Annotated in this window: 7 protein-coding genes; 6 read left to right on the top strand and 1 reads right to left on the bottom strand. The window is 42.9% G+C overall.

Features of this window, described 5'->3' with window-relative positions:
* Positions 1-342 precede the first annotated feature (342 nt).
* The 4 genes from QZ576_RS07120 to QZ576_RS07105 all read left to right on the top strand — a co-directional run bounded on the left by QZ576_RS07120 (position 343) and on the right by QZ576_RS07105 (position 5,618).
* On the top strand, positions 343-3,144 hold the full coding sequence (locus tag QZ576_RS07120) for a glycoside hydrolase family 2 TIM barrel-domain containing protein (protein WP_297095522.1): 2,802 nt from the start codon (positions 343-345) through the stop codon (positions 3,142-3,144).
* Positions 3,145-3,872: 728 nt separating this feature from the next.
* Positions 3,873-4,613 (top strand): carboxymuconolactone decarboxylase family protein, encoded by a 741-nt coding sequence (locus QZ576_RS07115; RefSeq protein WP_297095520.1) that lies wholly within the window; start codon positions 3,873-3,875, stop codon positions 4,611-4,613.
* Positions 4,614-4,634: 21 nt separating this feature from the next.
* The gene (locus QZ576_RS07110; RefSeq protein WP_297095517.1) at positions 4,635-5,162 is read left to right on the top strand and encodes a cupin domain-containing protein; all 528 of its coding nucleotides are present in this window, start codon (positions 4,635-4,637) and stop codon (positions 5,160-5,162) included.
* Between the two features lie 6 nt (positions 5,163-5,168).
* Positions 5,169-5,618 carry a cyclophilin-like fold protein gene (locus QZ576_RS07105; protein WP_297095515.1) on the top strand — a complete coding sequence of 150 codons (450 nt, stop codon included), beginning with the start codon at positions 5,169-5,171 and terminating at the stop codon, positions 5,616-5,618.
* A 199-nt stretch (positions 5,619-5,817) separates the two neighbouring features.
* Here QZ576_RS07105 and QZ576_RS07100 read toward each other — a convergent pair whose 3' ends face one another.
* On the bottom strand, positions 5,818-7,812 hold the full coding sequence (locus QZ576_RS07100; protein WP_297095512.1) for a cadherin-like beta sandwich domain-containing protein: 1,995 nt from the start codon (positions 7,810-7,812) through the stop codon (positions 5,818-5,820).
* Positions 7,813-8,312: 500 nt separating this feature from the next.
* On the opposite strand from QZ576_RS07100, the gene QZ576_RS07095 reads away from it, so the two are divergent.
* Entirely contained in the window at positions 8,313-9,422 is a 1,110-nt protein-coding gene (locus QZ576_RS07095; RefSeq protein WP_297095510.1) for an acyltransferase family protein, read from the top strand.
* Positions 9,423-9,458: 36 nt separating this feature from the next.
* Positions 9,459-12,467, top strand: coding sequence for a glycoside hydrolase family 3 N-terminal domain-containing protein (locus QZ576_RS07090; RefSeq protein ID WP_297095508.1), 3,009 nt, complete (start codon positions 9,459-9,461; stop codon positions 12,465-12,467).
* The last annotated feature ends 81 nt before the right edge of the window (positions 12,468-12,548 follow it).

The following is a 12,548-nucleotide window of genomic DNA, read 5'->3' as shown; positions in this document are numbered from 1 at the left end:
AGCGGACCGAAATACATACATAAATACATAAAGGTTGCATTACAACACGAAATACATAAACATTAATAACTGACACCGAGATGAATATGGGTTGATTGCGTTTCCCGCCAGCTCCACAAAAAAGAGATTTCATGGATTCTATTGAAATCTCTTTTTCTTTCACAGTGAAACAACTTCTTATCGTTTTGTCCACCCAAAAATCAAAATCGTCCACAATTCACCCGTTTAAATTCTTTATTTTTGCTTCACATATTATTCGCTCGATCCTGTGAACATCAAGATCGGCTTCTGGCACAAGAAGCATTTGCGGAATTTACACTAACAGGACAATAAAACATCGAAATGAAACAGTTATTCTTACTTATTGCAATCACATTAATTACCACATTTTCCGGATTTGCCCAAACTACTGAAATCGTTTATCTGTCGGGAACCGATGCCGATAACACGGTTGAATGGGACTTTTTCTGCACCGATGGCAGAAACAGTGAAACCTGGACAAAAATACCTGTACCATCAAACTGGGAACTTCAGGGTTTTGGCACCTACAACTACGGCCACGACTGGGCCAACGAAAATATTAAGCTGGGAAAAGAGCACGGCCTTTACAAACACGAATTTGAAGTGCCGCGCAGCTGGAAAGGCAAAACCATCAACATTGTATTTGATGGTTCGATGACCGACACCAAAGTTAAAATCAATGGTAAATCGGCCGGCGAAATGCACCAGGGAGGTTTTTACCGCTTTAAATACGACATCAGCAAATTGCTAAAATTCGGGCAAACCAACGTTTTGGAAGTTGACGTAGCCAAACATTCGGCAAATGAATCGATAAACCGTGCCGAGCGTCAGGCCGACTTCTGGATTTTCGGTGGAATTTACCGCCCGGTTTTCCTCGAAGTGCTTCCTGAAGTGCACATGAGCCGCACAGCTATCGATCCAAAAGCCGATGGTTCGTTTAAAGTTCTGATCGACCTGAACGAATCAAAATCAGATTTATCAGCCACGGTTGAATTATTCGATCTGGAAGGAAATCAAATCGGATCACCGGTTCAGGCTGAGATTGAAAAAGGAAATACAGAAGCCTGGGTATCGGGCAAATTCGACAATATTAAAGCCTGGAATCCGGAGTGGCCAACCTTGTACAACATGAAAATTTCGCTTAAAAAAGGCGACGATGTTTTGCATGAAGTTACCGAACGGATCGGATTCCGCACGGTTGAGTTACGTAAACACGACGGCTTTTACGTTAACGGAGAGAAAGTGTTGTTTAAAGGAGTGAACCGTCACTCTTTCTGGCCGGAAACCGGTCGCACGTTGAGTGACAGACATCATATCATGGACATCGAACTGATGAAAGAAATGAATATGAATGCCGTTCGCAGCTCGCACTACCCTCCCGACAAACGTTTCCTCGATCTTTGCGATTCACTAGGGCTTTTTGTGCTCGACGAAGTTACCGGGTGGCAACAAGGTTACGATACCATTGTTGGCCCGAAACTGATTAAAGAAACCATTCTGAAAGACGAAAATCACGCGAGTGTTGTTATCCTCGACCATGGTAATGAAGGTGGCTGGGATTTCAGAAACGAAAAAACGTTCCCTGAATACGATATTCAGCACCGCCCGATAATTTACCCGTGGTTGTTGCGCAACGGCGTTGACACCCACCACTACCCTGAATTTGAATACGCCATTGGCCGCAGTATTTTCGGCAACGATCCGTTTATGCCAACCGAATTTCTGCACGGATTGTACGACGGTGGTCATGGTGCCGGATTGGAAGATTTTTGGAGAAACTACCAAACTTCGCCGCTTCATGCCGGAGGATTTTTATGGGTTTTTGTTGACGAAGCTCTTTTGCGCACCGACAAACCGGGCACTGTTTTCGATGGCGATGGCAACCACGCTCCCGATGGAATTCTGGGGCCTCACCGCGAAAAAGAAGGCAGCTTTTACACCATAAAAGAAATCTGGTCACCAGTGCAGGTTGAGCCGGTAGCCATTGTAAAAAGCTGGAATGGCCGCTTGTTTTTGTCGAACGAATATATTTACACCAACCTCAACCAGTGTTCGTTTAAATGGGAGGCGGTAAAGACCGGTCTCGATCCTGAGGATGAAAAACAAGTTGGTTCGGGAACCGTTGAAAGTCCTGATGCAAAACCGGGCGAAACCGCTCAGGTAGAAATAGAACTGAACAACGCACTTGAAAATGCTGACTTGTTCCGTTTTACAGCTATCGGTCCACATGGCGAAGAACTTTACACCTGGAGCTGGCCGGTTATTCAGCCAAAAGACAAAGCAAAAGAATTGCTGGCCGAACTCAACACCGGAGACTCTGATATTTCAATTCAGGAAACGGAAGAGGCTGTAACCGCTTCGGTAGCCGATGTAGCCATTGAATTCAGCAAAGCCGACGGAACATTATTATCAGTGAAAAACGCTAAAGGAAATGTGTCGTTTACAGGCGGGCCGGTTGCAACCGGCGTTGAACACGAAGTTACCGGAACGGAATGGAAAAAGAATGAAGATGGCAGTTTCCAGTTTGAAATTACTACCAAAACCTATCCTCGCAAAATTACCTGGACACTCGAAAAAAGTGGTCTGTTAAAACTTGTAGCCAATCCACTTCGCGACGGCGTTTTTGATGTTGATTTTGTGGGTATTTCATTTAACTATCCTGAGACAAAATGTACCGGAGTAAAATGGATGGGACGCGGGCCGTACCGTGTTTGGAAAAACCGATTAAAAGGCAGCGAAATTGGTGTTTGGGAAAAAGATTACAACAACACTATCACTGGCGAAAGTTTTGAAAATATGGTTTATCCGGAGTTTAAAGGTTACCACGGCAACCTGTTCTGGGCAACCCTGGAAACTACCGAAAGTCCGATTACCATAATCTCGGAAACGCCAAACCTGTATTTCCAGCTGTTTAAGCCGGGCAAACCACAACATGTGGCAGGTGGCACGTTCCCTGCATTTCCTGAAGGAGATATTTCGTTCTTGTACGAGATTCCGGCCATTGGAACCAAGTTCTTCCAAATCGACAGACTGGGACCAACCGCTAAAAAAGGAATGTTCTTCGAACGCTGGGGCGACGACAGTTACCCGATAAAACTATGGTTCGATTTCAGAGCTGAGTAAAAAAAGATATTATATTACGAAAATGGCTGTAGGATAAATCTTACAGCCATTTTTGTTTTTATTCTTTACCTAATCACCCGAATAATCCGGTGGATTTAATTTTGAAACGCCTCAAGATAATTTTCACTTTCTACCAGCCGGCTGCCGCCCACGGATGCAAAGTCAGTTACAACGTAGCCCGGCCTCGGTCGATGAACCGGAAAACAAGTGGTGACAGCGTTAAAAAATTACTGTTGTTTGAGGAGGAACGACGAGTTTCAGGAATTTTAGCGGGCACCACGTAGCTTTTCCGAGTGAAGCGGGCGCAGCCTTGGGTTTTTTGTCTACTGTTTGGGCTAAGCCAAAAAGTAGAATCGGTTCGATAGAACAAAAGTTTGTTTCTTTTGGCTACTTGATTTGATCCGATCTTGAAACTTTTTCTCCACCGGAAATTTCATGTAATCCCGATTCCTAATCCCCACCCAAATAGCTTTCAAACACAAATCCGTAATCTTGGTAAGTAGCTCTGTATTTTGGGTAGTTTTTCATCCCCTTTTCTTTCCACATTTGTAAAGTAAAATTTCGGGTTCAACACACCCAACATATTTTAAGTATCTGATAATAAAGGTCAAGGTAAACAAGAAGTGTTTGATCGGTGTTAGTATAAGGCAAAAGTCCGCCGGTATTTTCCCGTAAAATCCCGGCGGCTTTAAAAAACTTAAAATGAACAATAACAATTATTGAATAGCATGAAAACAACTGTAAAACAACTTATTACTCCGGCTGTATTTATTTTCAGCCTTTTCATTTCGTTAAACGCCAACAGTTCGGTTACCCGGGCTGAATCACTAAACAAACAGGAAAAAAGTTTGGTGGCCATTTCGAGCTACACAGCACAAGGGAAAATTGCGGAGTTAAACGAAGCTTTAAACAAAGGTTTGGATGCCGGATTGTCTATTAATGAAATTAACGAAGCCATTGTGCAATTGTACGCTTATTGCGGTTTCCCGCGAAGTCTGAATGGCATTAACGCTTTCCGAAAAGTTGTAGACGAGCGAAAAGCCAAAGGAATTTCCGATAAGCAAGGCAAGGAAATAAAAATGCACAGCCAAACTGGCGACCGTTACGAAAGAGGCCGTAAAGTATTGGAAGAACTGACAAATATGCCACAACAGAAACCGGCTCCCGGATTTGGCGAATTCTCGCCACGTATCGATGCCTTTTTAAAGGAGCATTTATTTGCCGATATTTTTGAAAGCGATGTACTAAATTATCAGCAACGAGAACTGGTAACCAATGCAGCTTTGGCGTCAATGACCGGCACAGGATCGCAGTTAGGCGCTCACATTCATTTTGGAATGAACGTTGGAATTACCGAAGGTCAATTGAACGACATGTTTGCTATTATTGAAAAAACTGTCGGAAAAGAAGAAGCAGAAAGTGGACGAACCATCCTAAACAATGTACTAAAAATGAGAAACTCCAATTAATAGACATTTAAACAATTATATATGAAACGAATTATTTCGAACACCCTTTTAGTATTTAGTATTTTATTCATGGCTTATTCGTGTAATCAGCCAACAAAAGACACGCAGGAAACGGCAACTGTTGAAGAGGCTGTAAAAGCTATCGATCCAATATTTACACAAAATCCTGCTCCGGAAGAGTTTGTATCAAAATTCTTCACCGGCAAGGTTGGCGTTCGCATGATGTTACAAAACGACGAAAACAATGAATATTCAATCGCCAATGTAATTTTCGATCCTGAATCGCGCACCAACTGGCACTCGCATCCAAAAGGACAAGTTTTGCTCGTGTTGGCCGGAGAAGGTTTTTACAAAGCAGAAGGCGAACCTGTACAGAGAATAAAAAAAGGTGACGTGGTAAATATTCCACCACACGTAAACCACTGGCACGGAGCTGCTGCCAACAGCGAATTTGTACATGTTGCGCTTACCAATTACATAGATGGCCAGAATGTTACCTGGGGCGATCCGGTTTCGGACGAGGATTACAAAAGTGTATTAGCTGAATAATTCAATATGAAAAAGTTACTACTGTTCTTTCTTTCGTTTGCTCTTGTGGGCAACATACTGGGAAGTGGTAAAAACGAAACTAAAAATCAAGATACAACTACAATGAAGATTAAAATCACTGTCGGCGATAAAGTGCTGACTGCTACCTTGGAAAATAATGAAACAGCAAAAGATCTTGTAGCACAGTTTCCACTAACTGTTACGCTGGAAGATTACGCCAGCACAGAAAAGATATTTTATCCTGATCCAAAACTATCAACCGCAGGTGCTCCATCTGGCTACAAACCATCGGCTGGCGATATAACTTATTACGCTCCCTGGGGTGACATCGCCATTTTCTACAAGAATTTTGGCTTTGCCAGCGGACTGATAAATCTGGGAAAAATTGACGGAGACATGAGTGCTTTAACCGGCTCGAAAAATGTAAAGGCTACATTTGAATTGAGTGAGGATTAACGAGCTTGTTGATTACAACCCCTCCTAACCTCCCCAAAGGGGAGGAATTTTCTCCCTTTGGGGGATTAAAGGGGGTCCATAAACTGTTAGAATTATCTACAAATTGTTAGACTACTGAATTGTTATCATTTATTCAGACATAAAAAAAGGAAGTGATCTCACTTCCTTTTTTAATTTATGTATGTTACATCAACTGTAGTTACACACTTTCAATAGTAAACGAATAAGTGCTTTTTGTCGTTCCATCCGGAGCTGTAACGGTAATATCAATCACCTGACCATTGGAAACTTCCACTTCATTTTCAGAACGATAATCAACCGGCTTTCCATCCAATAAAATCTCCTTAACCTGCGTTGACATAGTTACAGGAGTTAAAGAAATTTTACTGTTTTCAGCCGGAACTTTTATAGTGTAATTATACGTCCACGGATCAAACTTATCGTTTAACGAATTGGGGACAGTCATTTTTTTGCCGGCCCAGTCAAATGACCTTGGCTCGGCCCATTCAACAGCTGTTCCAACCAAATCACCACCGCCAATTTCAATATTCGACAAAACTGAATATTTAACAAAACCGCCGGCATTGTAATTCGCCGTTGAATTGCTGGTCAGGTATTCATAATCATCGCCAAGCGTTCCTCCGATCGACAACGAAATCCAGTCAGTTCCGTCTTTCCACATATCGCCAATAGTTGTTACCCGGCTACCACGGCCACGTAACGATGGCGAACATCCGGCTTCTCCCTTGTCGATAACCTGCTGCAAGGCCTGCTCAAATAAAAGCAGATTATTATTGGCCAGCATTTGTTCGTCGTGCCCGGTAAACAGCATCGTCACATCCGCTCCGCCTTTTGTATAATTGCTGTAAGCCTGTTGGGTAAACGACAGAAGCCGGTCAACTTTTAATCCCGAAACACCAACATTATCGGCTGATCCGGCACGTGTACAACTGTAAATATCCGAGCCGAAAACCATTCCGCTTTGCTTGTCGTTCAAAACAATATTTCCGTTGGCGTGACCCGGCATGGCATAAACGTCAAAAACACAGCCACCACCAAGATCAAACGAGTCACCTTCTTCCACATCCTTAACCAGCTTTTGCTTTTCAGGCTCGGTAACAACGGCACCAAAGCCCCCTACTCTGCCAACCGACGCCCAACCTCGTTTATTCAGGTAAGTTTCAATTCCGGCATTCAAAAAAGCTGGCATTTGCGCGTCGTGGTCGCCGTGTTCGTGGCCAATTACCAGGATGTAAGGTTTCGTTGCAATTTTATCAATAAAATCTTTCAGATTGTGCTTGTCAACTGTGGTTTGCAAAGCATCGAATACAATTCCCTTTTCCGGTCCTTCAATATACCAGCACATGGCCCGTACCGACTCAGAATCGTTGTAAACCCTGAAAACACGAGGCGTTTTATCATCTCCTTCAACAATTAAATCGCTTTGAAACTCATCATCCAAAGGCCGGTAAAGATTCCACTTCATTGTGTGTGTTGCACTTTGCTCCAAACCACCTTTTACGGCGAAGGCTTTGTACACCACTTCTCTACGACCTGTTGCAGAGCCCGAACCATCGCGAAAACCGATCATTTCTGCAATGTGCCCCATTTGTGCCAGGTTATAAACTTCGCTTTCCAGTGTCGGTTCAGAGCCGTCTTTTGTAAAATGAATGGTTGCTCCCTCGGTAGGACACCACAATTTTATGTAACGGCGCGGAGCCACTGCAGTGGTTACCGGAACCGCCTGGACCGGTGCAACTACACTTGAAGTTATCTTATCGAAAACTGCTTTGGCCTCTTCTTTCGATAACGGAGCACTGTTTTTTCCTTCTTCCATAAATCCCCCTGCAACAATATTATCAAGCAGAAAAGCTGCCTGAAGTATTTGTGCTGCTTCGCCACGTGTTATTGTTGCATCCGGATTAAAATTGCCCGAAGCATCTTTGGTGATTATTCCCTGCTCCAGCGCAACTTCTATCTGTTTTCCATTAGGATCGGCAGATGAAACATCGTTAAAACCATCAATTGGCGTTTTCCAGATATCGTTGTAATCATCAGGGTGCGGCCACTCAAAATAGTCAGAAACCATCGCCACAAACTCAGCTTTAGAGATGCTGTCGGATGTGCCACAAGCGTTTAACAGGAATACAGAAATAACAAGGAGGAAAGTTGTTCTTAGTTTTGGTTTATTCATTTGATTAGATTTAAGGATAGAAAATTATAAAATATTGTCAATAATCATGTTTTTGCAATATGTTTAATGCAACACCCGGTTTTGATTTAATACTGAATTGAACTTCAATTTATATTTTTCTATTTAAAACATGAAAATCTAACCATAATATGGATTAAAACACACCAAAAATCAAAGCTGACAAACTATATGTATTAGTGACACAATCAATTTGTAATACATATTATATTATACATTGTCACAAATAGCGTAAATCGCGCAAAAAATCAAAGTACAACCATTCTACAAACACCTCAAAACGGCCTTTTAGCCCCACATAAAAGCAATTTCATAACATATTGACATCATTAAAATTCAATTACAGATTTTTGTAAAGAATTACAATCTTGTAATTTTTTGCATTTTTGTCATACATATTACAAAAATACTTTATATTTGAAGACCTTCTTTTGAAAAAAATCGAAGAAAGTCAACAAACCTGGTTACCTAAAAAACGATCAATGAAAACAGCAAAACGGTATCTGGCTCTTGATGTTCTGCGTGGCTTAACCATAGTCGCCATGATCACGGTAAATAATCCCGGCAGCTGGTCATTTATTTATGCACCGCTAAAACATTCGGAATGGAACGGATGCACTCCCACCGACCTTGTTTTTCCTTTTTTCCTGTTTATTGTGGGAGTTTCCATGTATTTTTCATTTTCAAAGTATGGAAATACATTAAACAAGGAGTCGTTTAAACGATTGGCAAAACGAACGATTTTAATCTTCGCCATCGGTCTGTTTCTTAACTCATTTCCGCAATGGGCCAGAGATTTATCACAACTTCGAATCCTTGGTGTCCTTCAGCGAATAGCAATCGTTTACGGCATAACATCCTTAATCGTACTCTCGGCAAAAAAATCGTGGTTGCCGTATATTTCCGGAGCCATACTATTATTGTATTGGGGCATTCTCTTCTACTTTGGCAACGAGGCTCCTTTTAGTTTGGAAGGAAATGCAACAATTCCTTTCGATCGGGCAATTTTGGGAGAAAACCACATGTATCATGGTTTTGGTATTCCGTTCGATCCGGAAGGTCTGCTGAGCACCATTCCGGCAATTGTTACTGCATTATCGGGTTACATGGCCGGCGCCCTGATCCATAAAACCGAAGAAACAAAAATTACAAAGCAGCTATTTCTTGCAGGCCTGACAGGTATTGCCGCAGGACTGATCTGGGGATTGGTTTTCCCGATCAATAAACCGTTATGGACAAGTTCTTATGTGTTGTACACGGCTGGCTGGGCTTCCGTTGTACTGGCAGCACTTATCTGGATCATCGACATAAAATCCTACAAAAAATGGACATCCTTTTTTGTGGTTTTCGGAATGAATCCACTGTTCATTTTTGCCCTTTCCGGATTATGGGCTAATACCCTTACACGTATAATAAAATTCACGAACAGCGAAGGACAAGTAACCAACGGATACAGCTGGTTTTACCACTCGGTATTCGAACCACTGGCGGGGCCGCTAAACGGCTCGCTACTATTCGCTCTTACGCATGTTGCCTTTTTCTGGCTGATTGCACGAATCCTTTATCAAAAGAAAATATTCATTAAAGTTTAAACCGTCACAATTTCAATTCTTTAACAGCATACAGAAATGATCTGGAACATAAAACAAACTGTCTTACTACTACTTGTATTTTTTGCAATCGGCAGGACTGCAATGGCACAAACTCAGCCTGCTGAAACCGACAAAAATCATTGGGTAGATTCTGTATTTCAATCATTGTCGGCAGAACAGCGCATCGCACAATTGGTATGGATTAATACGGCGGCCGATAAAAACATTGCCGGACAGTTAAAAGTAGCCGAGCTGATAAAAAAATATAATCTCGGAGGTGTGATCTTTTTTACCGGCGATCCGGTAAAACAAGCCGAACTTACCAACTTCTATCAGTCTTCGGCACAAACGCCGCTTTTTGTAGCGATGGACGCCGAATGGGGAGCCGGAATGCGACTTCCCGGAGTAATGCCTTTCCCGTACAATATGATGATGGGCGCCTCGCACAATCCGGAATTGATAAAACAGGCCACCACAGAAATGGCCAAACAAATGAAACGTTTGGGCGTTCAGATTAGCCTTGGCCCGGTTGTCGACATAAATACACAACCACTAAATCCAATTATCGGGATGCGCTCGTTTGGCGAATCGCCCGAACAAGTTGCGGCGTGCGGTATTGCTTATATGCAGGGCTTGCAGGAAAATAACATCCTCGCTATTGCCAAACATTTCCCCGGACATGGTGATACACAAACCGATTCGCACCTTACCCTTCCGCTGGTTCCGTATTCGCGCGAACGCCTTGATTCAGTTGAATTGTATCCGTTTAAAGAATTGACCAAAAACGGTGTTGCCGGAGTGATGAGTGCGCACTTAAATGTTCCGCAACTCGACAGTATAAAAGGAATTCCATCCAGCCTATCGACGAAAATACTCAATGGGATTCTTCGTGATGAGTGGAATTACCAGGGGCTGGTGGTTACCGATGCCATGAATATGGCCGGTGCCAAAAGTTTTGGCGCACCAGGCGAGATTGAAGCGCTGGCACTAAAAGCCGGTAACGATGTGGTTGAATTTCCGAAAGATGTGGAACAAACCATTGCCGGAATCAAAAGAGCCATTGAATCGGGACTGCTAACACAGGACGAAATTGATTTTAAATGCCAAAAGGTACTGGCTGCAAAATACGATGCAGGTTTAAACAAACTGGCTCCGATTTCGCGTGTCAACCTCATGAAGGATGTAAACAGCCCTGAAGCCGAACTGATAAAAAGGAAACTGATTGAAGCTTCGTTGACACTGCTCGAAAACCAAAACGATTTAATTCCGCTAAAACGCCTCGACACCTTAAAAATCGCCTGCCTTACCGTTGGAGAAACTTCAGAAACGCCGTTCCAATCGATGCTTTCGAAGTACACAAAAACGGATAAATTTTTCCTTCCTGAGCAGTTTTCGGAAGAAGATTTAAATGTCGTAAAATCAAAACTTCAGGATTACAACCTGGTAATTGCCGGCTTGCATTTATACGAAAGCAAAACAAGGCGGTCGATGCAGGTGGGCAGCCTGCAAAAGGTACGCCCCAAACGGCCTTATGGTTTATGCGATGAAACCGAAAATCTTCTGCACTATTTATCGAATAATAAGAAGTCGATTGTTGTATTCTTTTCCAGCCCGTATGCTTTAACCGAAGTGCGCGATTTCACTCCTCCGGCCGGCCTGATCATGGCCTACCAGAAAGATTCGCTGGTGCAGGAATTAGCTGCTCAGCAAATTTTTGGCGGTATTGGCGCATCGGGGAAACTTCCGGTTACGCTTGGCAACTACTATAAAATTGGCGACGGGCTTAATATCAACAAGGCTGTTCGTATGAAATATACCATTCCTGAAGAAGTTGGAATGAACAGCACTCGTTTGAATCACCGAATCGATTCGTTAGTTAGCGATGCCATTGCTAAACGGGCAACGCCGGGCTGTAGCGTTTTGGCGGCAAAAGATGGCAAGATAATATTCAGAAAAACCTACGGTTATCACACTTACGACGAACGAATTCCGGTTTCGGAAGACGATTTGTACGATCTCGCTTCAGTAACCAAAGTTTCAGGAGCGCTGGCTGCCGTACTCAAACTTACTGATGAAGGCAAAATCAATATCGATGATAAATTCTCAGACTACTGGCCCGATTGGAAAAAACGTTTATTCCACTCGTCGGACAAAGAAGACTTGGGCTGGCGTGAAATTCTGGCACATCAGGCAGGCCTGATCCCCTATATCAATTACTGGTCGGAAACAGCAAAAGACGGGCAGTTAAAAGACCGTTGGTATTCGGTTCAAAAAACAGACGATTATCAGTTGGAAGTTGCTCCGAACCTGTTCCTAAAAAACGATTTCAAGAAAAGGATTTACAAAGATATCCGGAAATCGGAGTTGAATCCTCCGGGTAAATATGTGTACAGCGGTTTATCATTTCTTCTTATTCCGCAAATCACCGAAAACCTGTCGGGACAAGCTTACACCGAATTTTTAGACGCCAATTATTACCACTCGCTTGGGGCGTATAATATTACCTACAATCCGCTAAATAAATTTCCGAAAAGCCGCATCGTTCCAACAGAATACGATTCGTACTACCGCAAGCAGCAGGTTCAGGGCACGGTACACGACGAAGCGGCTGCCGTTTTTGGCGGCGTGGCTGGTAATGCCGGTCTTTTTGCCAATGCCAACGATCTGGCCAAACTAATTGCCATGTACATGCAAATGGGAAGCTACGGCGGCGAGCAGTATTTGAGCAAAGCCACCATGAAAGAATTTACACGTGTTCAGTTTCCGGAAAATAACAACCGCCGGGGATTGGGCTTCGACAAACCACTTCTGAACAACAAGGAACTTAGCCCGGAACAGAGTTATCCATGTCCGGGAGCGAGCCCCGAAAGTTTCGGGCATTCCGGGTTTACCGGAACATTTGTATGGGCCGATCCTACTTACAAGCTGGTTTACATCTTCCTGAGCAATCGTGTTTACCCAACCCGCGAAGGAAATATGCTTGGAAAACTGAATGTTAGAACCAACATTTTACAGGCATTTTATGATGAAATTGAAAGTAAGTAACACAAAATCAATTACACGGTATTAATTAACCACACAAACACTAATGCTTTGATTTACAAAATCTTGAGTTATACGCGATGA

Source organism: uncultured Draconibacterium sp. (assembly GCF_913060805.1).
Taxonomy (GTDB): Bacteria; Bacteroidota; Bacteroidia; order Bacteroidales; family Prolixibacteraceae; genus Draconibacterium.
This window is presented reverse-complemented; position numbering and strand designations above follow the sequence as displayed.

Bases quoted from the DNA above. Each gene is read 5' to 3' on its own strand.
- QZ576_RS07120 (WP_297095522.1), top strand. From the start codon at position 343: ATGAAACAGTTATTCTTACTTATTGCAATCACATTAATTACCACATTT.
- QZ576_RS07115 (WP_297095520.1), top strand. From the start codon at position 3,873: ATGAAAACAACTGTAAAACAACTTATTACTCCGGCTGTATTTATTTTC.
- QZ576_RS07110 (WP_297095517.1), top strand. From the start codon at position 4,635: ATGAAACGAATTATTTCGAACACCCTTTTAGTATTTAGTATTTTATTC.
- QZ576_RS07105 (WP_297095515.1), top strand. From the start codon at position 5,169: ATGAAAAAGTTACTACTGTTCTTTCTTTCGTTTGCTCTTGTGGGCAAC.
- QZ576_RS07100 (WP_297095512.1), bottom strand. From the start codon at position 7,812: ATGAATAAACCAAAACTAAGAACAACTTTCCTCCTTGTTATTTCTGTA.
- QZ576_RS07095 (WP_297095510.1), top strand. From the start codon at position 8,313: ATGAAAACAGCAAAACGGTATCTGGCTCTTGATGTTCTGCGTGGCTTA.
- QZ576_RS07090 (WP_297095508.1), top strand. From the start codon at position 9,459: ATGATCTGGAACATAAAACAAACTGTCTTACTACTACTTGTATTTTTT.